Origin of the sequence: Streptomyces sp. NPDC049585 (assembly GCF_040675615.1) — a bacterium.
GTDB classification, from domain to species: domain Bacteria; phylum Actinomycetota; class Actinomycetes; order Streptomycetales; family Streptomycetaceae; genus Streptomyces; species Streptomyces luteosporeus.
The window spans coordinates 183,598-210,586 of record NZ_JBFAPE010000007.1 but is presented as its reverse complement, the minus strand read 5'-3'; the positions used below and the strand labels follow the sequence as shown (position 1 = coordinate 210,586).

Below are 26,989 nucleotides of genomic sequence, written 5' to 3'. Positions count from 1 at the left end.
CCTGCTCCACACCCCCTTCGAAGGGACGCCCGGTGACCGAGAACGCCGACCTCGCAGCCGTCCTCGACCGCGCCGCAGCCGGCGGCCGGATCACCCCGGAGGAGGCGCTCGAGCTCTACCGCTCCGCACCGCTGCACGCCCTCGGCGCGGCCGCCGACGCCGTGCGCCGTACGCGCTACGCCGGCACCGAGCACATCGCGACGTACATCATCGAGCGCAACATCAACTACACGAACGCCTGCGTCACGGCGTGCAAGTTCTGCGCCTTCTACGCCCCGCCCAAGAGCGACAAGGTGTGGACCCGCCCGCTCGACGACATCCTGCGCCGCTGCGCGGAGACCGTGGAGCTGGGCGGCACGCAGATCATGTTCCAGGGCGGGCACCACCCCGACTACGGCGTGGAGTACTACGAGGAGCACTTCGCGGCGATCAAGAAGGAGTTCCCGCAGCTCGTCATCCACTCCCTCGGCGCCTCCGAGGTCGAGCACATGTCGCGGATCTCCGGCGTCAGCGCCGAGGAGGCCATCCGCCGCATCCACGCCGCGGGCCTGGACTCCTTCGCCGGCGCCGGCGCCGAGCTGCTGCCGGAGCGCCCGCGCAAGGCGATCGCCCCGCTCAAGGAGTCCGGCGAGCGCTGGCTGGAGATCATGGAGCTCGCCCACAACCTGGGCGTGGAGTCCACCTCCACCATGCTCATGGGCACCGGCGAGACCAACGCCGAGCGCATCGAGCACCTGCGCATGATCCGTGACGTGCAGGACCGCACGGGCGGCTTCCGCGCCTTCATCCCGTACACCTACCAGCCCGAGAACAACCACCTGAAGGGCCGCACGCAGGCCACGATCTTCGAGTACCTGCGCATGATCGCCGTCGCGCGGCTCTTCCTCGACAACGTCGCCCACATCCAGGGCTCGTGGCTGACGGTCGGCAAGGAGGCGGGCCAGCTCGCGCTGCACTACGGCGCGGACGACCTGGGCTCGGTCATGCTGGAGGAGAACGTCGTCTCCTCCGCCGGCGCCAAGCACCGCTCCAACCGCATGGAGCTCATCGACCTCATCCGCAAGGCCGGCCGCGTGCCGGCGCAGCGCGCCACCACGTACGAGCACCTCGTGGTGCACGACGACCCGGCGAACGACCCCGTCGACGACCGCGTCGTCTCCCACCTGTCATCGACCGCCATCGAGGGCGGCACGGCCCACCCCGAACTGCAGATCGTCGAGGCGAGCTGACCCCTTGCTGACGCTGCACGCGGCCGACCTGCTGATTGCCGACCCCGGCACGGACCCCGTGCCGGACGGCGCGGTGGCCGTCGACGGCGACACGATCGCGGCGATCGGCCCGTACGAGGAGGTCGCCGCGGCGTTCCCGCAGGCCCGGGTGCGCCGCTGGCGCGGGGTCCTCACGCCCGGCCTGCGCCAGCCCGCGGCGGGCGCCCTGCTGCGCGGCGCCTACCACCCGGACCCGCGCGAGTACGCCGACCTGGGTGAGCGCCCGCTGACGGGCGAGCGGCTCGCGTCCCTGCCGATGGACGAGACCCGCTGGTCCGGCAGCATCCGCCGGGGCCTGCAACAGATGCTGCGCCACGGCACGACGGCCCTGGCGGGCCCCTTCCCGGACCCCCTCACCGCGACCGCGGTGACCCGCTCGGGCCTGCGCGTCCTGCCCGCCGGCACGCCGGGCGAGGCGGACCTCGACCCCTTGCGGCACACCCCGTTGGCCGACGCCGTCGCCTCCCCGCTGACCGTCGGCGCGCGCGCCGACTTCGCCGTCTTCGACGTCCCCGACGTCGCGGCCCTGGAGGCCGCCGGTGCGGCCACGTGCGTGGCCACGGTGCTGGCGGGACGCCTGGTGCACCGGCGCCGCTGAGGGCGGCGTGGAAGCCCGTTCATTACTTCGGGTGACGCTACCGTCGTATATGGGACCGCGATCCGCACCCGCGTCCACACTCGCGTCCATGGGAGCAGTGATGATCGCAGAACGGCTGGAGAATGCCGCCGAAGAGCCGGTGAAGGCCACTCCTGAGAACTGGATGTTCCCGCCTGTGCAGGGATGGACGGCGGCCCAGGTGGAAGACCTGGAGCTGCCGTTCGACTGGGAACTCGTGGACGGAGTGATCGTGGTTCGGGGGAGGACGACTGTATGGCACAACATGGTGCGGGCAGGCATCGAGGCGGCTCTGCGGAGTTGCGCGCAGGCTCCCTACGTCACCTTGTCCGAGCAGTGCGTGTTGATCGACGAGCAGAACCCTCCGGTGCCTGATGTCGTCGTCTTCGACAAGCAGGGGGTGGATGTCCTTGAGGCGAAGCACATTCCCGTGGAGAAGGCCGTCCTTGTAGTCGAGGTGGTGTCACCGGGATCACGGCAGGAGGACCGGGTCCGCAAGCCGGCGATGTACGCGGCGGCAGGGGTGCAGTTCTACTGGCGAGTGGAGCAAGGCGAGGGTGGGCTTCCGGAAGTGCACGAATTCTGGCTTCCTGTCGAGCAGCAGACCTACATCCCTGCGCCGCTGCACCCTGTGCACCGGGAAAAGTTGGAGACCGAGGCTCCGTTCCCCATCGCCATCGACCTGGCGGGCCTCGTCGAGCTCTGACCGCCCCACGTCAGTGATCCGTCAGGAGGGTGTCCCCGCACGTCAGGGCCGCGTCAAGGGGAAGGGGGCGTACCGGATCCCCCGGCAGGATGAGCGGTGCGGGGACGGCCGCTGCGGTCGGTCCGTGGTGCGGTGTGTCAGCGGGCCGGCGGCCCGGCGGGCGAGGGGGTCCGCAGGAGCGAGCGCAGTGCGCACCGCGGGCACGACCGGTCCTTCCCGGGTGGCCGTCCCCGTCCAAGATCCCGCGCGGGCCGTGGTGAAGAATGGCCGGGTGACCCGAGCATCCCTGGACAAGCAGCCGCACGAAGTCGCCGCGATGTTCGACGACGTGGCGGCGAAGTACGACCTGACCAACGACGTGCTCTCGCTCGGCCAGGCCCGGCTGTGGCGCAAGGAAGTGGCGAAGGCCGTCGCCGCGCGGCCGGGGGAGAAGGTGCTCGACCTCGCGGCCGGCACCGGCACGTCCTCGCTGCCCTTCGCCGCCGACGGCGCCTACGTCGTGCCGTGCGACTTCTCGCTGGGCATGCTGCGCGAGGGCAAGAAGCGCCAGCCGTGGCTGCCGCTGACCGCCGGCGACGCGACGAAACTGCCCTTCGCGGACGGCGTCTTCGACGCCGTGACCATCTCCTTCGGGCTGCGCAACGTGCAGGACACCGACGCCGCGCTGCGCGAGATGCTGCGCGTGACCCGGCCCGGCGGGCGGGTGGTCATCTGCGAGTTCAGCCGGCCCACGTGGGCGCCGTTCCGCACGGTCTACACCGAGTACCTGATGCGCGCACTGCCGCCCGTCGCCCGGGCCGTGAGCAGCAGCCCGGACGCGTACGTCTACCTCGCCGAGTCGATCCGCACCTGGCCCGACCAGCCGGCCCTGGCGGCGCGGCTGCAGGGTGCGGGCTGGTCGAAGGTGGCCTGGCGCAACCTGACCGGCGGCATCGTGGCCCTGCACCGGGGTATCCGCCCGGCGGACTGATGCCCAGGCCCGGCGGCCTCCGGCGTTTGTCATGGGCAGGACTCAAGATCGGTACGATCTTGGGCCCCCGGCCCTGACGTCCCCTCCGGAGGCCCCATGCCGTCCCCGTTCTGTCCCGCCTGCGGCGCCGCGTTCGTCGCCGAAGCGCGGTTCTGCATGAGCTGCGGCAGGGAGCGCCCGGCCGCCGCCGCGGTCGCCACCGCCGCCGCGGTGCCCGCCCCGCCGCCGCCCGCGGCGCCTCCGCCGTACGCGCCCCCACCGGCGTACGCGCCGAACGTCGCGCCCTCGCGCGGGGCGCAGTTCCTGCGCGGCGCGCTGACCGGCGACTGGGCCGGCTCCGCCAGGGCGGCCCTGTGGCCCGCCGGCCTCCTGCTCGGCCTCGCCCTGCTGCTGTCCATACCCTCCACGGACGACTACGCCGAAGCCGGCTTCGGCAACTGGTCCGACCGCTTCCAGCTCACCGTCGCCCTGCTCCTGCAAGGACTGGGCGGCACGCTGGACGTCGAAGTGGGCGGCGGCGGACTGCTGTCCTTCGTCATCAGAGGCAGCGGTTCGGTCTCCGTGTGGCCGCTGACCGTCACCCTGCTGTGGATCGGCGCCGTGGCCCTCGGCGCCGTACGGCTGCGTCGCGCCGAAGCGGCCGGCACGGCCGGCGGCGGCGCACAGGCCGCCCTGCGCGTCACCCTGCTGGGCAGTGCGGTCGTGCTCGTACTCGGTCTGACCGGCCAGCCGCGCACGGAGATGGTCGACATCTCCACCACCCCTCTGCTCGCCACGCTCTTCACCCTCGCGCTGACCGGCGCGGTGAGCGGCGCGGTGCTGTGCCGGACCGCGCTCACCACCCGGCTGGGCGCCGGTGCACAGGTGGTCGTACGGGCGTGGGGCACCGCCCTGCGCGCCCTGGGGCTGTCCGTCGCGCTGTGCGCCCTCGTCGCCTTCGTCGTCATCGCCACCCACAGCGACGACATGGGCGACTGGGCCGCACCCACGTCCCTGCCGCTGCTGGTCAACTGCGGCCTGGCCGCGCTCGGCGTGAGCTGGGGCGCCGGCGTCGAGGGCTCGGTGAGCGACGGCGGCCGGCACGAGGGCGGCACCCTCGGCCTGTCCGAGATCGGCGACACCGCGGGCGCCTGGGCGCAGACCGGCACGGTCGCCCTGGGCGTGGTCTGCGCCCTGATCCTGGCCGCCATGGTGGCGCGCCGCTCGGCGGACCGGGGCGAGCAGGTGCTGTCCGGGGTGTTCTTCCTGGGCACGCTGTGGCTGCTGTCGTTCGTCACGGGCTTCTCGATGGAGATCAGCCGGGGGTCGGGCTCCAGCTCGTCCTTCGGCTCGTCCTTCGGCTCGTCGTACGGCGGGAAGAGCACGATCACCTCGATCCACACGAACCAGGGAGAACTACTGCTGTTCGGCCTCCTGTGGACGGCGGGAGCGGTACTCGTCGCGGCGCTCATCGCGACCCGCGGGGGCCGGCTGGCCGGACGCGGCGGCGCGGGCGGCGCGGGCGGGGGCGGCAAGGCCGCCCCGCTCCCGCCGCTGCCGACGGCGGCGCCGACGGCGGGTGCGGTGCCGCTGGCGGGTACGGCGCCTGCCGCGCCTGCGGTGCTGCCGGCGCCTGCCGCGCCGTCGGCGGGTCCGGCTCCTGCAGGCACTGTGACGCCGCCGGCGTCTGCCGCTCCTGCCGCTCCTGCTGCTGTGCCGGCGCCTGCGGCACCCACGGCGCCTGCCGCGCCGTCGGCGGGTACGGCTCCTGCGGGTACGGGTGCGGGTGCGGTGCCCGGGGCGCCTGCCACTCCGGTCGCCCCGCCGGTGTCTGCCGCCGCTTCTGCGCCTGCGGCGCCGACGGCGGGAGCGGCGCCTGCCGCCTCCGCGGCCTCCACCGCGCCTGCGGCTCCTGCGGCGCCCACGGCTCCCGCCGCATCACCGGCCGCCCCGGCGGCCACCGCGGCCTCCACAGCGCCCGTTGCGCCGACCGCGCCTGCGGCTCCTGCCGGCCTTGCCAAGCCGTCGACGTCGGCCGCTCCTGCCGCCGCGTCGGCCCCTGCGGTGCCGACGGCGCCTGCCGCGCCGTCGGCGACTGGCCCTGCGGCTTCCGCCGCATCGCCGGCTCCTGCCACCCCCGCCGCCGCCCCGCCGGCCGTCGCCGCGCCCCTGGCGTCCGCGGCCGCCCCCGCGGCCCCCGCAGCCCCCGCGGCGCCCTCCGGGTCGCCGGCACCAGCCGTCGTGCCGCCCGGGCAGCCGCACACCGCGGCGCACCCGTCCACGCCCGTGCAGCCGCACCCGCACCCGCACCCGCTCGCGAACGCGCACCCGCACCCCGCCGCGCACCCGCACACCGCCGTGCTGCCCGCCTTCCAGCCCCCGGCGCCGCTGGCGTCCGCCGTGTCGCGGGGTGGGGCCGGGCGTGGTCCGCTCGTGTGGGTGGCCATCGGTCTGGCCGCCTTTCTGATCGGTGGTGCCGCCACCGCCGGCGTGATGCTGACGGGTGGTGACGACGGCAAGGGCGCCGACGCCCAGGCGCCCGCCACGGCCGGCCCGTCGGCGAAGTCCTCGGCGGGGCCGTCCGCGGGGCCGTCCGCGTCCGCGGAGCCGTCCGCCGGCGGCTCCGCCGGCCCGGCGGATGCGCAGCCGCCCGCCGGTCAACTGCCCAAGGGGTACACGCGCGTGACCTCCCCCGAGGGGTACTCGCTCGTCGTGCCCGAGGGGTGGAGCAGTCAGGACAAGGGCGGTGACCAGACCGACTACCACGGCCCCACCGGGCCGGAGACTCTGCGGGTCGGTATCACGCGCAAGCCCGCCGTCTACTCGTACGAGCACTTCGAGCAGCTGGAGAAGACCGTTTCGCAGCAGGACGGCTACACCCGCGTGCAGCTGACCCGCAACACCTTCCGCGGGCGGCAGGGTGCGCTGTGGGAGTGGACGTGGAGGGAGAAGAACGGCGAGGTCATGCACGCGCTCGACCAGGCGTACGTGGACGCCGACGGCAAGGAGTACGCGATCATGTACACCTGGCGGGACCGGTTCGGCGCCCAGGGGCGCTCGGTGTTCGACAACGCGGTGAAGTACTGGTGGGTGGGCCCCCTGGACTTCGACTGACCCGGCGCGCTCGCGCAGGCGCCGGTCGGGCGGCACGGCGCGGCTCTTAGACTCGGCGGGTACGAGCCAGCAGTCCCGTACCCGTCCCGTCCCCCTGCCGAAACGGAGAGCCCGCCGTGACCGAGTCGCGTACGCGTACCGAACACCGTGCCGATGTGATCGTGGTCGGGGCGGGCCCGGCCGGTTCCACGACCGCGTACTACCTGGCCAAGGCCGGCCTGGACGTCCTGCTGCTGGAGAAGACGGCGTTCCCGCGCGAGAAGGTGTGCGGCGACGGCCTGACGCCGCGCGCCACCAAGCAGCTGGTGGCGATGGGCATCGACGTCTCGGAGGAGGCGGGCTGGCTGCGCAACAAGGGCCTGCGCATCATCGGCGGCGGCGTGCGCCTGGAGCTCGACTGGCCGGAGCTGGCGTCCTTCCCCGACTACGGGCTCGTGCGCAAGCGCGACGACTTCGACGAGCAGCTGGCCCGGCAGGCGGTCAAGGCGGGTGCCCGGCTCTACGAGCGGTGCAACGTCGGCGCGCCCGTGGTGGACGAGGTCACCGGCCGGATCGTGGGCGTGGAGGCGAAGCTGGGGGAGGAGAAGGCGCCGGTCACCTTCGCCGCCCCGCTGGTGGTCGCCGCCGACGGCAACTCCTCCCGGCTGTCGCTGGGCATGGGCCTGCACCGGCGCGAGGACCGGCCGATGGGCGTGGCCGTGCGCACGTACTTCACCTCGCCGCGGCACGAGGACGACTACCTGGAGTCCTGGCTCGAACTGTGGGACCGGCGCGGTCCGGGCCCGGACCGGCTGCTGCCCGGCTACGGCTGGATCTTCGGCATGGGCGACGGTACGAGCAATGTCGGTCTCGGCGTGCTCAACACCTCCGCCTCCTTCAAGGAGCTGGACTGGCGCGAGGTGCTGCGCGCCTGGTGCGCCTCGATGCCGCAGGAGTGGGGCTACACGCCCGAGAACATGACGGGCCCGATCCGCGGCGCGGCCCTGCCGATGGCCTTCAACCGCCAGCCGCACTACACGCGCGGGCTGCTGCTGGTCGGTGACGCCGGTGGCCTGGTGAACCCGTTCAACGGCGAGGGCATCGCGTACGCCATGGAGTCGGGGCAGCTCGCGGCGGACGTGATCGTGCAGGCGCACGCCCGCGGTTCGTACGCGCAGCGGGAGCTGGCCCTGCAGCGCTATCCGAAGGTCCTCAAGGACACCTACGGCGGCTACTACACGCTCGGCCGGGCGTTCGTGAAGCTCATCGGCAACCCGAAGGTCATGAAGCTGGCGGCGGAGCGGGGTCTGACGCATCCGCTGCTGATGAAGTTCACGCTGAAGATGCTGGCCAATCTGACCGATCCGACGGGCGGCGACGCGATGGACCGCATCATCAATGGGCTGAGCAAGGTGGCGCCCCGATCCTGAGGGTATGTCAGAAGCGGGGAGTGATTCACCCCTTCGTGTAGCTTTCGTGCGGTTTCGGCGTGTCGTGTTCACGGAAGTTTGGAGGAGAGTCCGGCTCCGTTTGCGGGGCCGGAAGGGCTTTCTCGTGAAGGGAACCCGCTCGTCATGAACCCTGTGAGGAGACGCACCGCCCGCACCGCCGCGCTCGTCGCGGCCCTGACCCTGCCCGCCGCCGTCCTCGCCGGCCCCGCGTACGCCGCGCCGCATGCCGCCTCGCCCGCCGCGCCGCATGCCGCGCCCGCGGAGAAGGCGAAGAAGCTGACGACCTGCTCCGTCAACGGCATCCCCGTGACCGGGGCGGTCGTCCACGGCACCAACGGCCCCGACCACATCACGTGCGAGAGCGTCGACGCCTTCACCGTCGTGGACGGCCTCGGCGGCGACGACTTCATCGACGTCGGCATCGTCGGCCCCTACGGCCGCGTCAACGGCGGCTTCGGCAACGACAGGATCCTCGTCCACCTCAACCTGGGCGTCGTCGACGGCGGCCCGGGCCTCGACTCCTGCGTGATCCTCCAAGGCAATCGGGCGCTCGACTGCCCGTGACGTCCGCTGTCGCCGCCTCGCGGCACGCCCCGCCCGCCGTACGGACCACCCGCGCGCGGCGGGCGGACCTCGCGCACACCGCCTCTTTCGAGGGAGGGACCTGGTGAGGAAGCCCGATTGTGCCGTCGCCTTCGCCGTGGCGGCCGTTCTCGTCCTGCCCGCGGCGGTACGCCCGGGCCCCGTGGCCTACGCCGCCGAACCCACCGCCGCCGCTGCCGTACCCACCTGCACCGTCAACGGCACGCCCGTCGCGGGCCCGCAGATCAACGGAACGGACGGCGACGACACCATCGTCTGCACCGCGCTGGCCCGGGAGGACACCGTCGACGCCGGTGCCGGCGACGACACCGTCTCGCTGTCCGGCACCGTCGACGGCCACGTCCTCGGCGGGGCCGGTGCCGACCACATCACCCTCGAACGCGGCACCCGGCTCACCGAGAGCGGGGACGTCGACGGCCAGGCCGGCGAGGACGCCCTCGACCTGCGCGGCACCGTGCTGGGCACCGTGCGCGGCGGCCAGGACCGCGACACCATCCTGCTCTTCAACACCGCGGACACCGGAGAGCACAGCGTCATCCGCGGCGCCCGGGGCGCGGACGTCATCCTCGCCGACGGCGCGGTGACCATCCGCGGCCTGGTCGAAGGCGTCTTCGACAACGACTACATCGACATCAACGGCACCGTCGCCCCCACCGGCACCGTCCACGGCGACGACGGCGACGACGTCCTCCACGTCCACGACAACCGCGGCACGGTCGACGCCGGCGAGGGCACCGACGTCTGTGTGATCGACACCGGCAACGCCGCCCTCAACTGCCCCTGACCCCCGGCCGGATCCGGACAGGAGTACGACAGCGGGTTCCGTGCGGCGCAGTCGCCCCCTAGCCAACCCGGCCACGGGCGCGAGCCTGTCCGTCCGGCAGTCGACCGGGCCGGCAGAGGCGAGCCGCTGACGCGTTCCCTCAGCGCGCCACGAGCGGGGTGACGAGCGACCCCACCAGCCGCACCAGTTCCGCATCGGCGCCATGGGCCGCCAGCCGGGCCGGGGCGTGCCGGCGGAGCCATGCCATGAGCTCCTGCGCCGCGGTGGTTTCGCTGTGGTCCCAGTGCCAGGGGGCGGGCAGTTCGGCGCCAATGAGGTCGTACTCCCACGCCTCGACGGCGGCGAGCAGGTGACGGTCGGCGGCCGGGGTCGTGCACCGCGCCCACGCGGCGAGCCAGGGAGTGACGGTCCCGGATGCCGCCACGCAGGTGTCGAACACCTCGCGTGCCGGGTGCGGTGGTTGCGGCTGCTCCAGGACGTGCGCCCACCAGGCGCACAGGAACCCGCCCACCGCCTCCGGCTGTTCGCCGGGCCAGTCCGGCCAGCGGGACCGGGCCAGGGCGGGTCCCACCTGCCACGGGTCGGCCCGGCCCGTGGCCAGGGCGTGGGCGAGCTGCGGCAGGATGCGCCGCATCACGGCCGGGTGGTCGCGCCAGTCCGGGGCGCTCCAGGTGCGCAACAGCAGGTCGGCGTCGAGAGGGACGTCCGGCGTCTTGAGCAGTGCGAGTTCCTCGGGGCTGCCCCAGTGGCAGTCGCAGTTCGTCTCGTCGGACCGGGCGGTCGCGCCGGCGAAGACGGTGCGCACCGTCTCCAGGGCTGCGGCGAGTCGTCCGCCGAGGGCGGCGTCGCCGGTGGGGGAAGCCAAGGAAGGCCCCCCTTTCAGGACTCCGGCGGGCCGCGCCCGCCGAAGAGCGCGACCTTACAGGCCGCGCTCGATCATGTCGATGACGTCCTGGACCGCCTGCTGGACCTGGGTGGCGTGCAGGCCGCGCAGGGGGCCGTCGATGAGGAGGGCGGCCAGGCCGTGGACGGCCGACCAGGCGAGGAACTCGGCGCCGGGGCGGCGGTCCTCCGGCAGGACGCCGGCCTCGACGAGGTCGTCGAGGGCCGCGCCGAGGAGCTCGAACGGGGTCCTGCCGCCGTCGCCCGCGGCGGTCTCGTCGGCCGCGTGGGTCATGTCGCCGGGGACGTGGAAGGCGGTGCGGAACAGGCCCGGTTCCTCCCGGGCGAAGCGCACGTAGCCGGTGCCGACCGCCCGGAAGCGGGCGCGTGCGGCGGCCGTCGCGTCGGCGGCCGGGGGGAGGGCGGCCTGTTCGGCCTCCATCGTGCGGGCGACCTCGGCCATGGCGGCCTGGGAGACGGCGTGCAGCAGGGCGCCGCGGTCGGCGAAGTGGCGGTAGGCGGCGTTGGGCACGACCCCCGCCCGCCGCGTCGTGGCCCGCAGGACGACGGCCTCCGGGCCGCCCTCGCGGGCCAGTTCGAAGCCTGCCCTGATCAGCGCGTTGCGCAGGTCGCCGTGACGGTACGTCGTGCGCTTCGGCCCGGCATCCTCGGCCACAGCCCGCACCTCCCTATGTGGACAGCGTCCACTTCTCTCGCCTAGGCTGTAGTTGATCACGGGGGGTGCGAATCGCCGCATCCTCCGAATGTGGACATCGTACACAAGCGCTGGTGCGCAACGGAGGACAGCCGCATGACCACCCAGGTGAAGGGCCCCGCCAGCTACTTCCCGTCCATCGAGAAGAAGTACGGTCGCCCCGTGGCCGAGTGGCAGGAGCTCATCCGTTCCTCGCCCCTGACCCGTCACATGGAGCTGGTCACCTGGCTCAAGGCGGAGCACGGGCTCGGCCACGGTCACGCCAACGCCCTCGTCGCCCACACCCTCGCCCGCCCCCTCGCCGAAGACGGCGGCAACTAGCGTCACGAAGGAGAAGCACATCCCATGCGCATCGTGATCAGTGAGTTCATCAGCCTCGACGGCGTCGTGCAGGCGCCGGGCGGCCCGGAGGAGGACACCGAGGACGGCTTCGCCCACGGCGGCTGGTCGCACCGGTTCTTCGACCCCGACGTCGTCGGCGGGGCCTTCGCCGACGCCCTCGGCAAGGCCGAGGCCCTGCTGTTCGGGCGCCGCACCTGGCAGACGATGGCCGCGGCCTGGCCCGAGCGGGCCGGCGACCCCTTCGCCGACCGCATGAACGCCATCCCCAAGTACGTCGTCTCCACCACGCTCGGCGACGACGCCCCGGCCTGGGACAACACCACCCGCATCCTCGGCGACGAGGCCCTGCCCCGCATCCGCGAGCTGCGCGCGACCGAGGGCGGTGACCTGCTCGTCATGGGCAGCCCCAGCCTCGTCCGCACCCTTCTGCACGAGGGCCTGTTCGACGAGCTGCGGCTCGTCGTCATGCCGGTGCTGCTGGGCGGCGGCAAGACGATCTTCCCGCGCGACGGCCTGCTGCGCGAGCTCGAACTGGTGGACGTCGTCACCAGCAGCACCGGCACCCAGGCGTGCATCTACCGCCCGGCGGCGAAGCAGGGCTGATCTTGGGGCTTTCGTGCCGAAACCTTGGGAGTGCGTGCCGTACGGTTCGTGCCTGCACCACCCGCACTTCCCCGACACGGAGCCCCAGTGCCGCTCACCGCACGCCGCCAGCAACAGGCCTACGAAACCGCATTCCCGCTGCTTTTCCCCGGGGAGAGGGTCGAGCTCATCACCTTCGCCGCCGTCGGCAAGGTCTCCGTGCGCCGGCAGGTGGCCACGGCGGCATTGGTCGGCATCGCGACGGCCGGCTTCATGACGATGGCCGTACGACCGCGGAAGGCGTACATCGTCCTCACCGACCGGCGCCTGCTGTTCCTCGACGGCGAGACCATGTCCGGCAAGCCGGGCAAGTTCATGATGGAGATGCCGCGCCCGTACGTGTCGGCGAGCGCACCGAAGAAGGGCATGTTCGGCCTCACCATGGTCGCCGAACTGAGCCTCGCCGGCGCGGACAAGGGCCTCAGGCTCACCTTCGCGGCAACGCACCGCGAGGAGGGCCAGTACCTCCTCGGGGTCCTGCCGGGCGCCCCGTACGCCCCGCCCGCCGCTCCGGCCGCGCCCGTCACGTACTGACGGGCGGCGCCTGCGCCAGCAGGCCACTGATGTACGCAGTGATCGCGGGGATCACCCCCGACATGCCCGGGCGCCAGCCCGGGACCGCGTTGACCTCGCAGATCACATGGCCCCCGTCGGCCGTGAAGAGCAGGTCCACCCCGGCCACCGTCAGGCCGAGCGCCCCGGCGGCCGCCACCGCCAGTGCCTCCGCGGCCGGGTAGCGGCCCAGGCACAGGTCCGCGGTGCCGCCGCGGGCGAGGTTCGCGGCGAGGGAACCGTCGGTGGAGGTCCGTACCTCGGCCGCCACCGGGACGCCGTCCACGACCACCACCCGCAGGTCCCGGCCGTGGGAGGCGGTCACGTACCCCTGGAACAGCAGCGGCACCTCCTGCGCCAGGCTGCCCGCCACCGCCCGCAGCAGCTCACCGTCGGGGGCCAGGAACACCCGGTCCCCGCCGTGCCCGTTGACGGACTTCACCACGCACGGCGTCTCCAGGGCAGGGCTGCGCACCACCCCGCCGAGCGGCGCCGTCGCGTACGACAGGGAGTCGGGCACCGGCAGCCCGGCCAGGGCGAGGTCCTGCAGCTGCCACAGCTTGTTGCGGCAGCGGTGCACCGCATCGGCGGAGTTGACCAGGACGGCGCCCATGCGCTCCAGGTGCCGCAGCAGCGTCAGCTCCCGGTCGTGGGACATGCCGCCGGGCGCCTGCCGCACCAGGACGACGCGCGGCGGCGGTACGTCCAGGCCACCGAGCGTGCGCAGCACCAGGCGGCCCTCCCGGACGCCGAACAGCAGCTCGTCGGAGTGCCAGACGGCGAACCGCGGGCCGAAGGCCTCCGCCAGCGCCCCGGACAGGGCCCGGGTGGCCTTGAGCAGCGGCGCCGGGTGCTCCCGCGCCAGCATCCACACGTCGGCGCAGGCGACGTGGACGGAGTCGGAGTCCGTCACGGGTTCCCCCTCTACGGGACGGCTGTACTGACGTACAGCATCGTCAACCGCAAGATCCTTTCCGGGGGCCCGGCCGTCGAAACGCCGGCCTCGAACGAGAGTCCCGGACGCCGGCCTCGAACGCCGGTCTCAGTTGCCGCAGCGGTTCAGCGGCAGCGCGACGGGCGCCTGGGTGAGGTGCGCGCTGCGCACCCCGGGGTTGTGCGTGACGGCGGCCGTGGTGGGGCCGGTCTTGTTGACGCAGGTGTTGTCGGCGGCGGGGTTGCCGACGCCGAGGACGTTCGTACTGGCCGCGGCCACGCCCGCCGCGGCGGCCAGCCCGGCGACGGTGGCACCCGCGACGGCCACGGCACGACGGACGAGGACAGAGGTCTCAAAGGTCATCGCAACCCACTCCGTTGATCGGATCGTCGGATCATCCAGATCGTCTGGACGCAGGTACAACGACAGGCGGCGCGGGGCATGTTGCGCAGGGCCGGGCGTCCACCCCAACGGATGACGGCCCGGCTCAGGCCAGCATGCCCTCGATCAGGTCGGCGGCCCGTGCCGCGCCGCCCTCCGCCCGTACCTCGCTGCGCAGCAGCGCCGAGCGGCGGGCGACCTGCGCGTCGGAGGTGAGGTCGAGCAGGGCCTTCCGCAGGTCCTCCGGGGTGGTGTCCGCGGTGTCGATGCGGCGGGCCACGCCCAGGTCGACGAGCCGGTCGGCGTTCATGGACTGCTCCATGTTCTGCGGAGCCACGAGCATGGGGACCCCGGCCAGCAGCCCGTCGCCGCAACCGCCCATCCCGGCATGGGTGACGAAGGCGTCGGCCTCGCGCAGGACCGCCGGCTGGGGCACCCAGGAGCACACCTCGACGTTGGCCGGGATCTCGCCGAGCTCCTCCGGGTCGGTGTACTTGCCGATCTGCAGCACGACGTGCCAGCCGGGCAGGTCGCCGAAGGCCGCCAGGCACTGCCGGTAGAACTGCGCCTGGCGCGTGTTCGCCGAGCCCATCGAGATCAGCAGCACCTTCGCCGCGCCCGCCGGGCGCGCCCAGCCGCCCTCGTCCGCACGGGCCGCGGAACAGGGGCCGACGAACGTCACCACATCGGTGTCCACCTGCTCGGCGTGCGGCTGCATCGCCCGGGGGATCAACGCCAGGGCGCGCGCCGGGACGCCCGAGAAGGTGTCCACGTCGGTGGTGGTGGCCCCCGAGCCGGCGAGCCACTGCGCGAACCTCTCCCAGTACGCGTCGGCGCCCGGCAGCTTGCGCACGTGCGCCACGACGTCCCGCTGGTAGTCGCGCCACCCCACGAACGTCGGGGACAGCTGCAGGCAGGGCCGGCCCTGCGACTCGGCCAGGGCCCGGCCGACGTACGCGCCGATGTCGTACAGGTAGAGGTCGGCCGGGTCGTCGTCGTAGACGGCCCGCAACTGCGGCAGCGCCTGGACGGCGTCGTCGAGGAAGAGGCCCATCGCGGAGATGGCGTCCTCCGGCCAGTCGTTGTCGGCGACCGGCAGCGTGGACGTGCAGGGCACGAGCTCGGCGCCGGTGCCGGCGATCAGCTCGGCGACCGCGGGGACGACCGCCGGGTCGTTGGCGTACGTCACCCGGTGGCCGCGGGCCACCAGCTCACGGACGACCTCCAGGCTCGGCAGGACGTGGCTGAGGAGGGGAACGCCCACCATGGCGATGTGTGCGGACAAAGTCGGATCGCTCGCTTCAGTGCTGGGGGCGTTTCAGCGCCGGGGGGACTGCGGGCCCTGCGGGGCGGCTGCTTCGAGGTCGTCGACGCTGCCGGACATGATGGTGCGGACGTGCTCGGTGATGTGCTCCGCCGGCCAGTCCCACCAGGCCACGGCCAGCAGGCGGGCGACGTCCCGCTCGCTGTACCGGGTACGGATGAGGCGGGCCGGATTGCCGCCGACGATCCCGTAGTCGGGTACGTCGGAGGTGACCACGGCACCGGAGGCGATGATCGCGCCGTGCCCGATCCGCACACCGGGCATGACCGTCGCACCGTGCCCGAACCAGACGTCGTTGCCGACGACGGTGTCCCCGCGGTTCGGCAGGTCGGTGAGCAGGTCGAAGTGCTCGGCCCACGAGCCGCCCATGGTGGGGAAGGGGAAGGCCGACGGGCCGTCCATGCGGTGGTTGGCGCCGTTCATGAGGAACCGCACGCCCGTGCCCAGCGCGCAGAACTTCCCGATGACCAGCTTCTCCGGCCCGTAGTGGTACAGCACGTTGCGCGTCTCGAACGCGGTCGCGTCGTCCGGGTCGTCGTAGTAGGAGTACTCCCCGACCTCGATCAACGGCGACGTCACCAACGGCTTCAGCAGCACGACGCGGGGTTGACCGGGCATGGGGTGCAGCACGGTCGGATCGGCGGGGAGGACGGACATACGGCCATGATCGCTGCGGAGGGGGCGGTGGGCCAGCGATTTATGGCGGGGGAGGGGGCCGGGGGTCCGATAGGGGGCTGTCCGACCGTCCCCCGGCGTGCCGTGGGCCCGGGGCCCGGGCAGGCGCCGAGACTGACGCAGGGCAGGCAGGGCGAGGGAGAGCGAGTCGCGCATGACCGGCGAGAAGACCGTCCTGATCACCGGCACGTCGTCGGGCATCGGCCTGGCTGCCGCAGTGGCAGCGGCACAGGCGGGCTGGCACGTCGTCGCCACCATGCGGGACCTGTCGCGGGGTGGCGCCCTCCGGGAGGCCGCCACCACGGCGGGCGTGGACGGGCAGGTGGAGGTACGGCGGCTCGACGTCACCGACGCGGCATCCGTGACGGCGTGCATCGAGGGCGTCGTCGCCGACCACGGACACCTGGACGCGCTGGTCAACAACGCCGGCGCCGGACATCTCGGCACGATCGAACGCGACTCCGTCGAGGACGTACGGGCCGTGATGGAGGTCAACTTCTTCGGCGTCGTCCAGACCACCCGGGCGGCCCTGGTGCACCTGCGCGCGGCGGGCGGCCGCCTCGTCACCGTCGGCAGCGTGGGCGGGGTCATCGGCCAGCCGTTCAACGAGGCGTACTGCGCGGCGAAGTTCGCGGTCGAGGGCTTCATGGAAGCGCTGGCACCGGTGGTGGCGCCGCTCGGGGTGCGGGTCACGGTGGTGGAACCGGGGCCGGTCAGCAGCGAGTTCGTGAACAACATCGGCTTGGATGTGGAGCGTCTCGCTGAGGCCGCAGGCCCCTACCGGCCCGCGCTCGCGTCGTATTTGGCCCGCCTCGAAGACATCTTCGCAACGGCCCAGACCCCCGCCGAGGCGGCAACCACGGTGGTGCAGGCCCTGACGGCGGCGGAGCCGCCGCTGAGGATGCAGACGTCGTCGTGGGCCCGCGATTTCGCGAGCGGCAAGCTCGCGGATGTGGACGGGTCGAGGGTGCTGGCCATGACGGGGGAGTGGGTGACCACGGAGGGCTAGGGCGTGTCCGGCGGATTCTCGTCGCGGGCGTGCCACGTGCGCCCCGTCAGGGGCGCGGGGAACTGCGCGATCGGCCGGCGACGGCCTGCAGCCGACGTGCCGCCCTCCGGGGCCGGGTGCAGCACGGCACTCCGCCTGCGGGCGCGTCGTGGCTGGTCGCGCAGTTCCTCGCGCCCCTACGGGGCGCCGCGGTGCCGGATGGCGAAGATTCGGCTGGGGGCTGAGCGGGCGGGTGCGGGTGGGGGCCGGTGGGTTTGGTGGTGGAGGGTGCGCTGCGCCGCTGCGCGGCTTGGGGGGCGGAGGGCCGGGCTGCGCCCTGGGGGCCCACCCGCTGCGCGGCTGGAAGGGGGAGCCCGGCGCCGTGCTGGTGGGCGGAATCGTTTTTCTTGGCGCAGTGGGGTCCGCCGCTGCGCGGCTTGAGGGCGAGCCCCGTGCTCGCAGCGTTTCCCTTCCTCGTGGGTCGGCCGCTCCGCTTTGCTGCGCTGTCAGGATGCCGGCACTGGGTTCGGGTGCCGTCTTGGCCGCGGGAGCACTCGTGGGGGGTACCCCCGCGGTGCGGGGTAACGCTGCCAAGCCGCGCAGCGGCGGGTTTCACTGCGATCCGGGGGTGCCCTTCGCTTGCGGGGTTTGCCCTTGAGCCGCGCAGCGGCGTAGCTCGCTTCATCGCTCAGACCGGTGCCGGGCACCGGTCCCGTGCCGGGTGCGCGCTTCCGGCCGCGCAGCGGGTGGACCGCCCAGGGCGCAGCCCGGCCCTCCGCCCCCAAGCCGCGAAGCGGCGCAGCGCACCCTCCGCACCAGAGGCACGGAGCAGTGCGCTCGCCTTCATTCGCCCGCGGTGTCCTCGGCCTCCCAGCGAAGCAGGTCGCCCGGCTGGCATTCGAGCACCTCGCAGAGCGCGGCGAGCGTCGCAAAGCGCACCGCCTTGGCGCGGCCGTTCTTGAGTACCGCCAGGTTGGCGGGCGTGATCCCTACGCGGTCCGCGAGTTCGCCCACGGACATCTTCCGCCTGGCCAGCATCACGTCGATGTCGACGGCGATCGGCATCAGATCACCCCGTCCAACTCGGCCTGCATCTGCGTCGCTTCGACGTCGCGGGCGACGGCCTGGGCGAGCAGCATCCGCAGTACGAGCACGATGAGCGCGACTCCCAGGATGGCCACACCCACCCCGCCCATGATGACGGTGACACCCGGGTCGTCCCGCTGGCCGGGCGCATTGACGGCGGTGACCGCGAACCATACGAGGGCAGCGGCGACGATCGAGCCGATGACGATGTCCACGTACCGGAAGGCGGCGTGGGAGAACACGGTGCCGCGTCGCACCATCGACACCAGCCGCCATACGCAGACCACGGCGACCTGGACCGCCACCATGCCGAGGATCGTGAGCAAGCGCAGCGGGGTCAGCGGGAGCGACCCGTCCTCCGGGTCGCTCCCGCCGACCAGCGCCCACACCATCCCGGCCTGCACGAACCCGGTGCCGGCGAGCATCACCACGAGCACGGCGCGCAGCGCGCCCACTGTCAGCTTTCCCATGGCCACCCTTCCATCGACTTGCGATGGAAATCTATCGAGAATCGATAGGTGAGGCAAGGGCGGGTGCGGAACGGACCACCCAGGGCGCAGCCCGGCCCTCCGCTCCCCGCCGGACACGCGCTAAGCCCCGCAGCGGTGCAGCGCGCCCTCCGCACCGGAGGCGGTTCGCCTATTTGAGGGCGCGGAGCAGTGCGCGCAACTGGGTTGGGCTGAGGGTCAGCACGGTGCGGGGTGCGTCGCTTTCCCGTACGACGATGCTCTCGTCCTGCGCTGTGACTTCGATGCAGTCTTCGCCATTGGCCCCTGAGAACGAGGACTTCTGCCACCGCGAAGTGGGGATCACCGCAGTGCCCCGTGCTTGACCGCGCCCAGCAGGGCGCCGAGTGCTGCTCTGCTGGGGAGGAGGACCGCCTCAGGCTGGTCGCCCTCGCGTAACGCTATGGCTGCGCCCAGGCATCTCACCTCGAGACAGTTGCCGTCCGGTTCCGAGAACGAGGATTTTTGCCAGCTCAAGAATGTGTTCATCGGGCGCAGCTCACAATTCCTTCGCAATTCTGCGGATTGCATCTCGGGATTCGGCCACAGTGAGGGCGACGCCTTGCAGTGCGTCGAGCATGGCTCGGTAGCTGGTCAACTGCGCGCTGGCGTCGATGAGAGTGGTGCCGTTGGCCGAGTCGAGCTGCACCGTGTCCAACTGCTGTACGACGCCGCCTGCGTACAGCAAGGTCTGGGTTGTTCCGACGAATGCTTCCGTGCTGAAGGGGATGATCCGCACGGTCACCGTGGGCCATTCCGAGACTTCGAGAAGGTACCGCAGCTGATCCCGGGCCGTCTTTCGGCCGCCGTACAGCATGCGCAATGCGGCTTCGTGGATGACCGCCGTGAAAGGGGGCGGCGTAGGCCGTTCAAAGATGCCCCGTCGCCTCAGGCGGTGCTCAAGACGGGTGGCCAACTCCCGTTCCGGCAGTGGGGGAATGCGTCCGCCGAAGATGGTCCGGGCGTAGCCTTCGATCTGGAAGATCCCAGGGACCATGAGCGTCTGGTAAGAGCACAGGTAGGTCGCGTGGTGTTCGAGCTCGGCGATGTCCAGTAGTCCGGACGGCAGGAGGCCGCGGTATTCCTGCCACCACCCTTTGCTGCGTTCCTCGGCCATGCCGCAGAGTGCCTCGACCAAGGCTGAGTCGCTTGCCGAGTAGAACGAGGCCAGGCGCCGGACGCGTTCGGCGCTGACGCCCCAGCGACCCGCCTCGATGTGGCTGATTGTCGCCTGGTTCCCGCCGAGGAAGTCGCCGGCAGCACGGGCAGGTAGTCCCGAAGCCTCGCGCAGTTTCCGTAGTTCCGCGCCGAGTCGCGCCTGCCTGGCCGTTGGGCTGCTCCGGGGTGGCATGTCTTCCCTCTCTTCCGGGCCTGTCAAGTGTGTCGCGGCTCAGTTTTGCGGTCCACCTCTTCGAGTGCAGGCTTTGGCCTCCGCTTGAGTGGTCACATGCATGTGCCCTACGGTCCTGCCATCGCCGCGCATCAGGTCGGGAAGACCCGAAGTGCAGCCGCCCGCACGCCCGTTGGGCGCACGGCGGACGGCCGGGCCACGGACGACTGGGGCGCGCGGGAGTCATCGGCCGGCCGTTGGGAGTCGCCCCATGGGATCCGTACTGCTCGAAAACTTCTACGAGTTGGCCGCACCGGCCAGCCCCACCACCCCGCGCCTCGCGCGCCAGTTCGTCAGCGGAACGCTGCAGGCCACGGGTCACTCCGCACTGATCGACGACGCGTGCGTGTGCGTGTCCGACGCCGTCACCAACGTCGTGCAGCACGCACGCGTACCGACCCTCGCCGTCGAGGTGACCGTGCACGGCCGCGACCGGGCCACCATCGCCGTCCGCGATGGGGACCCGGTCAGGCGGCCGTACCGGCGGGAGCCGGCGCGGCCGGACGACGAGCGGGGGAGGGGCCTGGCCCTCGTACGGGAGCTGTCGCACGCCTCCGGCGTGAGCCTCATCTGGGACGGGCTGGACGTCGTCGGCAAGCGGGTGTGGTTCGAGCTCCGCGTGCCGTGATCAGCGCGTGCGGCCGCCGCCGCGCCACGTCGCGTACAGGCCGGAGAGGGCGATGGCGATCGTCGCGAGGGACTGTGGGGGGACGCCCACGCAGACGAGCGTGACGCCGGCGGCCAGGACGGCGAGGAAAGCGATGAGGTCGTGGAGTCGCATGGGGCTTCGCTCCCGTGGTGAGTGGTGTACCACTGAGGGTCGGTGGGAGCAGCAGTGCTGCGGCAGGTGCAGCAGTGCTGCCAACACAGGGGCAGCGGGGGCGCGATGGGTGAGTTGCAGGCATTCGACGGTGACCTCGGCCCGGAGGTCCGGGCCCTGGCGCAGGCGCTGCGCGACCTGTTCGCCGGGCTCGGTGTGTCCACACGGCGGTATGCCGCGCGCCGCAGCTACGACTCGTCCACCGTCTCGCGCTTCCTGAGCGGGCAGCGGCTGCCGCGGTGGGAGTTCGTGCTCAATCTGCTGCACGACGTGGCGGAGAAACGCGGCACCGTGCCGACGCCGGAAACGATGGAAATGCTGCGAGGGCTGCACAACGCCGCGCTTGAGGCGGGCAAGAGTCCCGTCCACCGGGTGCAGCTGCTGCAGCAGCGGCTGGCCGCCGCGGATCAGGAGTCGCTGCGCGCCGCGCAGCGGGAGCGGTGGCTGGAGGACACGCTCCGGGACCGCGAGCACCGCATCCGGGACCTGCAGCTGCAGCTCGGGACTGGTCGCGCGGACGGGGAGGCCGCGCGCCTGCGCGAGGAGGTGCGGCAGTTGCGGGAGGAGCTGGCGGAGAGCAGGGAGCTGCACCGGCGGGCGGAGGAGCGCTGTGCATGGCTGGAGGGGCAGCTGGCGGAGGCGGAACGACGCTTGAAGGTCACGGATCCGGTTCCGTCCGACTCCGTGCTGCCGGCAGCAGACTCGTGGGCTCGGGGCGAGGCGCTCGCCGAGGCGTTGACCGTGCAGCTCACGGGGGACGGCCGGCCCTTGGGCAACGGGCTGCTACTCGATCCCAGAACCGTGGTCACCACCGCTGCGGTGGTGCGTTCCTTCGGCGCGTCGGACGAGGTCGGTGTCGGTTGGATGGACAAGCGTGTCCGCGGCGTGCTGGTCGAGCGGCAGCCTCCGGAGCACGAGGAGCCGAGGAAGATGTGGCCCTTCCCGAACCTGGCCGTGGTCCGTTTGATCTCGCCGGTGGTGACCCACACCCCGTCCCCGGGGCTCGACATGGGCTGGATCCCTGCGCCGGGGACCCGGCTGGTCGTCTGCGCGTACGGCATCGGCCCCGGGGAGGAGTGGGGACCGTACTCGTGCGGGCTGGAGGTCGGCGGAAGAACGGGCGGCTGGCTGCGTGCCCAGGGGGAGTTCGTCAACGGGCTGGCCGGGGCCCCCGCGTTCCAGGCGGGTACCGGGTTGTTCGCGGGACTGGTGAGTGCCTGGTACCCCGAGCGTTCCCGAGGTCTGCTCACTCCCGTCCGCGCCTTCCGCACCCTCGCTGCCGTGGGCAGCGGGACAGTGGACTGACCACCCCCCACCCCGCGGTTTCGATCCCACCCGAAGGGGTTTGCCACCCACCGCACCGGCGCGCAGACTCGCCGTACCGGCACTGGGGGGTCGGGTGCCCGTGGAGAACGGGGGTGGGCACCCGGACATGCCGAAAGGCCGCCGTTCCATGCGGGGGGAACGGCGGCCCTTGCGTGCCGTGGGGCCGTAAGGCCGGCCGCGTCAGAGGACGCGGACGGCGCCCGTCGGCTGGGAGTAGCTGAGGTCGCGCTCGACGATGCCGGTGCTGGGGTTCTGGGCGCCGATGAACTTGCCGCCGCCGATGTAGACCGCGACGTGGTAGGCGCTGCCCGCGGGGCCCCAGTAGAGGATGTCGCCGGCCTGGAGGTTGCTCAGGGAGACCTGGGTGCCGGTCGTGGACTGGTCCTGGGAGACGCGCGGCAGGCTGACGCCGATCTGGTTGTAGGCGGCCATGACCAGGCCGGAGCAGTCGTACGAGGAGGGGCCGGTGGAGCCCATGACGTACGCCTTGCCGAGCTGGGCGCGCAGGAAGCTCAGGAGGGTGGCGGTGCTGCCGGTGGCGGTGGAGGTCGACTCGTCGGAGGCGGAGGTCGACTTGCCGCTGATGTCGGTGCGGTCGCCGCCGCGGGAGGCGCGCTCCTGGGCCTTGCGGGCCTCGGCCTCGGCGACCTTGCGCTCGGCCTCGGCCTTGCGCTCGGCCTCTTCCTTGGCCTTCTTGGCGCCGGCCTTGGCGGCCTCGACGGCCTCGTCCACCTGCGCACGGACCTGGTACTCGACGGCTGCCTGCTGCGTGGCGTCGGCGCTCTGCGCGATGGAGCCGGAGAGGGCGGCGTTGAGGGCGGGGATCTCGACCGTCTGCTCGGCCGGCTTCTCGGCCGTGTTCGAGGCGGCGGACGCGGTCCCGGCCACGGCCAGGGTGCCAAGGACGCCACCGGCCACACCCGTGCGCACGACCCAGGACTGGGTTGCGGGGCGACGGGGCTTCCGGTGGCTGGTTATGTGCGCGTTGGGGGACATGGGACAACGGACTACCAGCCCGCGCTGGTCGAGTTCAACATAAGTGACGTGCGCCACAATTGGCGTGGACGCGCCGAGATTTCCGGGTTTCGGATCACGGGAGGGTCACGGCGCGGACTCGGCGGGAAGGGGCGAACAGCCGCCTCAGCATGGCATTTGCGCCATGATTGATCATCCGCCGGACGTCTTATCACTTTTGCAGTGTGCACGTCGAGGCTACCCAGGAAATCCGGCCTCCGAACCTCCCGGCGCGTGGCGCAACTCACGCATCGCCCGGCTCGGCTCGGGACTGACGGCCCTGGCGACTCACGCGAAACCAGCGAAGCGCGTCAAGCGCGCAAAACGGGCCGATTCGCCGGGTCGATCCGCCGGGCGCGAGAGGGCCGGTTCACCGGGCGGCTCCGCCCGGCCGGTGGGGCCGGCTCGTGAACGGGTGCGCTTGCCGGACCACCCGTCCCGTCCGTCACCCCCGGCCCACCGTCGCGCCACCCCCGCCGTGCGTGCTGACCGGTGTCGCCCCGGCGGGTTACCGCCATATATCAGTTGACGAATGATCTCGCCAATTTGCCCGGAGTGGGTCGCACTTGATAATGCAACCCCGCTCCGACCAGCGGCGCAGCCGCGGAATGTCACCTCTGGTGATCGCTCAACCGCTTTGCGTATGAAGATCGCTGATCATCCGACTTGATGATCGTTCGCCAGGTGGTGGAGATCACAAACATGGGCGCGTACGCCGTGTCGCAGATCACAGAGCGACGGGCATAGGATGCAAGCGACCCGGGCTTGTGAACTGCCTCACATGCTGGCGATCTCTGCCAGGGGCCTCCGCCACCGGGTCCGGTCAGCCAGCAGTCAGCGTCGACAGACTGGAAGGAGCGAGGAGCGGTGAACGCCTACGCGCCCATCCTCGTACTGGGAGCCCTCGCCGCGGGCTTCGCGATCTTCTCCGTGGTCATGGCATCGATCATCGGGCCCAAGCGGTACAACCGCGCGAAGCTCGAGGCGTACGAGTGCGGCATCGAACCCACGCCGCACCCGGCCGGTGGCGGTCGCTTCCCGATCAAGTACTACCTGACGGCGATGCTCTTCATCGTCTTCGACATCGAGGTCGTCTTCCTCTACCCCTGGGCGGTCACCTTCGACTCGCTGGGGATGTTCGGGCTCGTGGAGATGCTCCTCTTCGTGCTGACCGTCTTCGTCGCCTACGCGTACGTGTGGCGGCGCGGCGGCCTGGAATGGGATTAGGGGGCAGGACGCATGGGACTCGAGGAGAAGCTGCCCAGCGGCTTTCTGCTGACCACCGTCGAACAGGCCGCGGGATGGGTGCGCAAGGCGTCCGTCTTCCCCGCGACCTTCGGCCTGGCCTGCTGTGCCATCGAGATGATGACCACCGGTGCGGGGCGCTACGACCTGGCCCGCTTCGGGATGGAGGTCTTCCGCGGCTCCCCCCGGCAGGCCGATCTGATGATCGTGGCGGGACGGGTGAGCCAGAAGATGGCGCCGGTGCTGCGCCAGGTCTACGACCAGATGCCCAACCCCAAGTGGGTGATCTCCATGGGTGTCTGCGCGTCCACCGGCGGCATGTTCAACAACTACGCCATCGTGCAGGGCGTCGACCACATCGTGCCGGTCGACATCTATCTGCCCGGCTGTCCGCCCCGGCCCGAGATGCTCATGGACGCGATCCTCAAGCTCCACCAGAAGATCCAGGGCGAGAAGCTCGGCCCGCACCGGGAGAAGGCGGAGCGCGAGGCGGAGGAGAGGGCGCTCAAGGAGCTGCCGCTGCTCGACATGAAGGGGCTGCTGCAATGAGCGAGGCGAACGGCAAGGGGCCCGGTCCCCAGGAGCCCCCGGTCAGCGCCAACGGCGTCAACCCCGACAAGGATCTCGACGCGCAGAACCTGCCGGGCCAGCGGCTCGCCGGCGGCGAGGTCATCGGCGTGCGCACGGGGATGTTCGGGGCCGACAACGGCGGCGACACCACCGGCTACGGCCGGCTGGTGCGGACCGTACGGCTGCCGGGGGCGGCCACGCGCCCGTACGGAGGCTGGTTCGACGAGGTCGCCGACGAGCTGGAGGGGGCGCTGGAGGAGCAGGGGCTCGTTCCCGGGAACGCGATCGAGAAGACGGTCGTCGACCGCGGGGAGCTCACCTTCCACATCGCCCGCGAGCACCTGCCCGTCGTGGCCCGCACCCTGCGCGACGACCCGGCCCTGCGCTTCGAGCTGTGCACCGGGGTCAGCGGGGTGCACCTGCCCGGGGACAAGGGGCGCGAGCTGCACGCGGTCTACCACCTGCGCTCGATCACCCACAACCGCATGATCCGGCTGGAGGTCGGCGCCCCGGACGCCGATCCGCACGTGCCCTCGCTCGTCGAGGTCTACCCGACCAACGACTGGCACGAGCGCGAGACCTACGACTTCTTCGGCCTGGTCTTCGACGGCCACCCGGCGCTCACCCGGATCATGATGCCCGACGACTGGCAGGGCTTCCCGCAGCGCAAGGACTACCCCCTCGGCGGCATTCCCGTCGAGTACAAGGGCGCCCAGATCCCGGCCCCGGACCAGCGGAGGTCGTACAGCTGATGTCGACACCAACCAGCCCCCGCGAGACCACCGAGGGCGCCGTCTACACCGTCACCGGCGGCGACTGGGAGGAGGTCGCCGCTGCCGCGCGGCAGGCCGACGACGAGCGCATCGTCGTCAACATGGGCCCCCAGCACCCCTCCACCCACGGCGTGCTCCGGCTCATCCTGGAGATCGACGGCGAGACGGTGACCGAGGCCCGCTGCGGCATCGGCTACCTGCACACCGGCATCGAGAAGAACCTCGAATTCCGCACCTGGACTCAGGGCACCACCTTCGTCACGCGCATGGATTACCTGACGCCGTTCTTCAACGAGGCGGCGTACTGCCTGGGCGTGGAGAAGCTGCTGGGCATCGAGGAACAGGTGCCCGACCGCGCCTCCGTCATCCGCGTCATGCTCATGGAGCTGAACCGAATCTCCTCGCACCTGGTGGCCATCGCCACCGGCGGCATGGAGCTCGGCGCCACCACGATCATGATCTACGGCTTCCGCGACCGGGAGATGATCCTCGACATCTTCGAGCTGATCACCGGCCTGCGGATGAACCACGCCTACGTCCGCCCCGGCGGGCTGGCCCAGGACCTCCCCCCGGGCGCGGTGGACGTGGTGCGCGAGTTCGTGAAGAAGATGCGCAAGAACTTGCCGGAGTACGACAAGCTCGCCACCGGCAACCCCATCTTCAAGGGCCGCATGCAGGACATCGGCCACCTCGACCTGGCCGGCTGCATGGCGCTCGGCGTCACCGGCCCCATCCTGCGCTCCACCGGCCTGCCCCACGACCTGCGCAAGGCCCAGCCCTACTGCGGCTACGAGACCTACGACTTCGACGTCGCCACGGCCGACACCGCCGACGCCTACGGCCGCTTCCTCATCCGTATCGAGGAGATGCGCCAGTCGCTGCGCATCGTCGACCAGTGCCTGGACCGGCTCGCCCCGGGCCCGGTCATGGTCGCCGACAAGAAGATCGCCTGGCCCGCGCAGCTGGCCCTCGGCCCGGACGGGCTCGGCAACTCCCTCGACCACATCAAGAAGATCATGGGTACCTCGATGGAGGCCCTGATCCACCACTTCAAGCTGGTGACGGAGGGCTTCCGGGTGCCCCCGGGGCAGGCCTACACGGCCGTGGAGTCCCCCAAGGGCGAGCTCGGCGTGCATGTCGTCAGCGACGGCGGCACCCGCCCCTACCGGGTCCACTTCCGCGACCCGTCCTTCACCAACCTCCAGGCCGTGGCGGCGATGTGCGAGGGCGGCATGGTCGCCGACGTGATCGTGGCCGTCGCGTCCATCGACCCCGTGATGGGAGGCGTTGACCGTTGAGCGTCGCACGCGCGGCCGCCGGGCCGCAGAGGACCGCGATGCCCGCACCTCTTCGC

General features: G+C 71.9%; 31 protein-coding genes and 1 pseudogene. 18 read left to right on the top strand and 14 right to left on the bottom strand.

Translation table 11 applies throughout. The features are described 5' to 3' along the window. Positions 1–32 precede the first annotated feature (32 nt). The 8 genes from mqnC to AB0K17_RS11600 all read left to right on the top strand — a co-directional run bounded on the left by mqnC (position 33) and on the right by AB0K17_RS11600 (position 9,470). The gene (mqnC, locus tag AB0K17_RS11635) at positions 33–1,229 is read left to right on the top strand and encodes a cyclic dehypoxanthinyl futalosine synthase (protein WP_365982843.1); all 1,197 of its coding nucleotides are present in this window, start codon (positions 33–35) and stop codon (positions 1,227–1,229) included. A gap of 4 nt (positions 1,230–1,233) precedes the next feature. Continuing rightward, on the top strand, positions 1,234–1,866 hold the full coding sequence (locus tag AB0K17_RS11630; protein WP_365982842.1) for a hypothetical protein: 633 nt from the start codon (positions 1,234–1,236) through the stop codon (positions 1,864–1,866). Between the two features lie 88 nt (positions 1,867–1,954). After that, the gene (locus AB0K17_RS11625; RefSeq protein ID WP_365968362.1) at positions 1,955–2,590 is read left to right on the top strand and encodes a Uma2 family endonuclease; all 636 of its coding nucleotides are present in this window, start codon (positions 1,955–1,957) and stop codon (positions 2,588–2,590) included. A 271-nt stretch (positions 2,591–2,861) separates the two neighbouring features. Next, complete coding sequence (locus tag AB0K17_RS11620; RefSeq protein WP_365968363.1) at positions 2,862–3,560, top strand: demethylmenaquinone methyltransferase; 699 nt, start codon at positions 2,862–2,864, stop codon at positions 3,558–3,560. 96 nt (positions 3,561–3,656) lie between these two features. Further along, positions 3,657–6,653 carry a hypothetical protein gene (locus tag AB0K17_RS11615; RefSeq protein ID WP_365982841.1) on the top strand — a complete coding sequence of 999 codons (2,997 nt, stop codon included), beginning with the start codon at positions 3,657–3,659 and terminating at the stop codon, positions 6,651–6,653. A 116-nt stretch (positions 6,654–6,769) separates the two neighbouring features. Beyond that, positions 6,770–8,062 carry a geranylgeranyl reductase family protein gene (locus AB0K17_RS11610; protein ID WP_365968365.1) on the top strand — a complete coding sequence of 431 codons (1,293 nt, stop codon included), beginning with the start codon at positions 6,770–6,772 and terminating at the stop codon, positions 8,060–8,062. Positions 8,063–8,206: 144 nt separating this feature from the next. Continuing rightward, positions 8,207–8,647 carry a hypothetical protein gene (locus tag AB0K17_RS11605; RefSeq protein WP_365968366.1) on the top strand — a complete coding sequence of 147 codons (441 nt, stop codon included), beginning with the start codon at positions 8,207–8,209 and terminating at the stop codon, positions 8,645–8,647. Positions 8,648–8,750: 103 nt separating this feature from the next. Continuing rightward, complete coding sequence (locus AB0K17_RS11600; protein WP_365982840.1) at positions 8,751–9,470, top strand: hypothetical protein; 720 nt, start codon at positions 8,751–8,753, stop codon at positions 9,468–9,470. A 139-nt stretch (positions 9,471–9,609) separates the two neighbouring features. Here the strand turns inward: AB0K17_RS11600 and AB0K17_RS11595 are convergent, their stop codons facing one another. Next, on the bottom strand, positions 9,610–10,335 hold the full coding sequence (locus tag AB0K17_RS11595) for a hypothetical protein (RefSeq protein ID WP_365968368.1): 726 nt from the start codon (positions 10,333–10,335) through the stop codon (positions 9,610–9,612). A 54-nt stretch (positions 10,336–10,389) separates the two neighbouring features. Beyond that, positions 10,390–11,028 carry a TetR/AcrR family transcriptional regulator gene (locus AB0K17_RS11590; protein ID WP_365982839.1) on the bottom strand — a complete coding sequence of 213 codons (639 nt, stop codon included), beginning with the start codon at positions 11,026–11,028 and terminating at the stop codon, positions 10,390–10,392. 135 nt (positions 11,029–11,163) lie between these two features. Between AB0K17_RS11590 and AB0K17_RS11585 the strand changes: the two genes are divergently transcribed. The 3 genes from AB0K17_RS11585 (at position 11,164) to AB0K17_RS11575 (ending at position 12,585) form a co-directional block, all read left to right on the top strand. Then, positions 11,164–11,388, top strand: a complete 225-nt coding sequence (locus AB0K17_RS11585; RefSeq protein WP_365982863.1) for a DUF4287 domain-containing protein — start codon at positions 11,164–11,166, stop codon at positions 11,386–11,388. Positions 11,389–11,412: 24 nt separating this feature from the next. Further along, positions 11,413–12,012 (top strand): dihydrofolate reductase family protein, encoded by a 600-nt coding sequence (locus AB0K17_RS11580; protein ID WP_365968371.1) that lies wholly within the window; start codon positions 11,413–11,415, stop codon positions 12,010–12,012. 87 nt (positions 12,013–12,099) lie between these two features. Then, the gene (locus tag AB0K17_RS11575; RefSeq protein WP_365968372.1) at positions 12,100–12,585 is read left to right on the top strand and encodes a hypothetical protein; all 486 of its coding nucleotides are present in this window, start codon (positions 12,100–12,102) and stop codon (positions 12,583–12,585) included. Here the strand turns inward: AB0K17_RS11575 and AB0K17_RS11570 are convergent. The 4 genes from AB0K17_RS11570 to AB0K17_RS11555 all read right to left on the bottom strand — a co-directional run bounded on the left by AB0K17_RS11570 (position 12,575) and on the right by AB0K17_RS11555 (position 15,899). Continuing rightward, positions 12,575–13,516: a RimK family alpha-L-glutamate ligase gene (locus tag AB0K17_RS11570; protein WP_365982838.1), complete on the bottom strand. Its 942-nt coding sequence runs from the start codon at positions 13,514–13,516 to the stop codon at positions 12,575–12,577. The two genes, AB0K17_RS11575 and AB0K17_RS11570, sit on opposite strands and share 11 nt — an antisense overlap. A gap of 129 nt (positions 13,517–13,645) precedes the next feature. Beyond that, the gene (locus tag AB0K17_RS11565; protein ID WP_365982837.1) at positions 13,646–13,900 is read right to left on the bottom strand and encodes a chaplin family protein; all 255 of its coding nucleotides are present in this window, start codon (positions 13,898–13,900) and stop codon (positions 13,646–13,648) included. A 124-nt stretch (positions 13,901–14,024) separates the two neighbouring features. Continuing rightward, on the bottom strand, positions 14,025–15,185 hold the full coding sequence (locus AB0K17_RS11560; protein WP_365982862.1) for a macrolide family glycosyltransferase: 1,161 nt from the start codon (positions 15,183–15,185) through the stop codon (positions 14,025–14,027). Between the two features lie 51 nt (positions 15,186–15,236). Next, complete coding sequence (locus AB0K17_RS11555) at positions 15,237–15,899, bottom strand: CatB-related O-acetyltransferase (protein WP_365982836.1); 663 nt, start codon at positions 15,897–15,899, stop codon at positions 15,237–15,239. Positions 15,900–16,071: 172 nt separating this feature from the next. Here AB0K17_RS11555 and AB0K17_RS11550 point away from each other — a divergent pair, with 172 nt between their 5' ends. Then, entirely contained in the window at positions 16,072–16,926 is an 855-nt protein-coding gene (locus AB0K17_RS11550; protein ID WP_365982835.1) for an SDR family oxidoreductase, read from the top strand. An 822-nt stretch (positions 16,927–17,748) separates the two neighbouring features. Here the strand turns inward: AB0K17_RS11550 and AB0K17_RS11545 are convergent. The 6 genes and pseudogenes from AB0K17_RS11545 to AB0K17_RS11520 form a co-directional block, all read right to left on the bottom strand. Further along, on the bottom strand, positions 17,749–17,970 hold the full coding sequence (locus tag AB0K17_RS11545) for a helix-turn-helix transcriptional regulator (RefSeq protein WP_133024831.1): 222 nt from the start codon (positions 17,968–17,970) through the stop codon (positions 17,749–17,751). Beyond that, on the bottom strand, positions 17,970–18,461 hold the full coding sequence (locus tag AB0K17_RS11540) for a DUF2975 domain-containing protein (protein WP_365982834.1): 492 nt from the start codon (positions 18,459–18,461) through the stop codon (positions 17,970–17,972). The genes AB0K17_RS11545 and AB0K17_RS11540 overlap by 1 nt, the downstream gene beginning before the upstream one ends. A 169-nt stretch (positions 18,462–18,630) precedes the next feature. Beyond that, complete coding sequence (locus AB0K17_RS11535) at positions 18,631–18,804, bottom strand: DUF397 domain-containing protein (protein WP_365968797.1); 174 nt, start codon at positions 18,802–18,804, stop codon at positions 18,631–18,633. Beyond that, positions 18,801–18,986: a DUF397 domain-containing protein gene (locus AB0K17_RS11530; protein ID WP_365968796.1), complete on the bottom strand. Its 186-nt coding sequence runs from the start codon at positions 18,984–18,986 to the stop codon at positions 18,801–18,803. The genes AB0K17_RS11535 and AB0K17_RS11530 overlap by 4 nt, the downstream gene beginning before the upstream one ends. Before the next feature lie 10 nt (positions 18,987–18,996). After that, complete coding sequence (locus AB0K17_RS11525; RefSeq protein ID WP_365982861.1) at positions 18,997–19,614, bottom strand: DUF5753 domain-containing protein; 618 nt, start codon at positions 19,612–19,614, stop codon at positions 18,997–18,999. Positions 19,615–19,638: 24 nt separating this feature from the next. Beyond that, a pseudogene (locus AB0K17_RS11520) lies at positions 19,639–19,848 on the bottom strand (helix-turn-helix transcriptional regulator); the annotation flags it as partial. Between the two features lie 250 nt (positions 19,849–20,098). Here AB0K17_RS11520 and AB0K17_RS11515 point away from each other — a divergent pair. Beyond that, positions 20,099–20,515 (top strand): ATP-binding protein, encoded by a 417-nt coding sequence (locus AB0K17_RS11515; protein ID WP_365982833.1) that lies wholly within the window; start codon positions 20,099–20,101, stop codon positions 20,513–20,515. On the opposite strand, the gene AB0K17_RS11510 is transcribed toward AB0K17_RS11515, so the two are convergent. Continuing rightward, positions 20,516–20,668 (bottom strand): hypothetical protein, encoded by a 153-nt coding sequence (locus AB0K17_RS11510; protein WP_365968794.1) that lies wholly within the window; start codon positions 20,666–20,668, stop codon positions 20,516–20,518. It abuts the gene before it with no gap. 54 nt (positions 20,669–20,722) lie between these two features. Here AB0K17_RS11510 and AB0K17_RS11505 point away from each other — a divergent pair, with 54 nt between their 5' ends. Next, the gene (locus tag AB0K17_RS11505) at positions 20,723–22,012 is read left to right on the top strand and encodes a hypothetical protein (RefSeq protein WP_365968793.1); all 1,290 of its coding nucleotides are present in this window, start codon (positions 20,723–20,725) and stop codon (positions 22,010–22,012) included. A 201-nt stretch (positions 22,013–22,213) separates the two neighbouring features. Here the strand turns inward: AB0K17_RS11505 and AB0K17_RS11500 are convergent, their stop codons facing one another. Next, positions 22,214–23,029: a C40 family peptidase gene (locus tag AB0K17_RS11500; protein WP_365968792.1), complete on the bottom strand. Its 816-nt coding sequence runs from the start codon at positions 23,027–23,029 to the stop codon at positions 22,214–22,216. An 885-nt stretch (positions 23,030–23,914) separates the two neighbouring features. Here AB0K17_RS11500 and AB0K17_RS11495 point away from each other — a divergent pair. The 4 genes from AB0K17_RS11495 to AB0K17_RS11480 are packed head-to-tail and all read left to right on the top strand — an operon-like array spanning position 23,915 to position 26,933. After that, a complete protein-coding gene (locus AB0K17_RS11495) occupies positions 23,915–24,274 on the top strand; it encodes an NADH-quinone oxidoreductase subunit A (RefSeq protein WP_344435298.1) in 360 nt (119 codons plus the stop codon). 12 nt (positions 24,275–24,286) lie between these two features. Beyond that, positions 24,287–24,841 carry an NADH-quinone oxidoreductase subunit B family protein gene (locus AB0K17_RS11490; RefSeq protein ID WP_365968791.1) on the top strand — a complete coding sequence of 185 codons (555 nt, stop codon included), beginning with the start codon at positions 24,287–24,289 and terminating at the stop codon, positions 24,839–24,841. Further along, complete coding sequence (locus AB0K17_RS11485) at positions 24,838–25,614, top strand: NADH-quinone oxidoreductase subunit C (RefSeq protein ID WP_365968790.1); 777 nt, start codon at positions 24,838–24,840, stop codon at positions 25,612–25,614. Before AB0K17_RS11490 ends, AB0K17_RS11485 begins: the two co-directional genes overlap by 4 nt. Then, positions 25,614–26,933: an NADH-quinone oxidoreductase subunit D gene (locus tag AB0K17_RS11480; protein WP_365968789.1), complete on the top strand. Its 1,320-nt coding sequence runs from the start codon at positions 25,614–25,616 to the stop codon at positions 26,931–26,933. Before AB0K17_RS11485 ends, AB0K17_RS11480 begins: the two co-directional genes overlap by 1 nt. Positions 26,934–26,989: the final 56 nt, after the last annotated feature.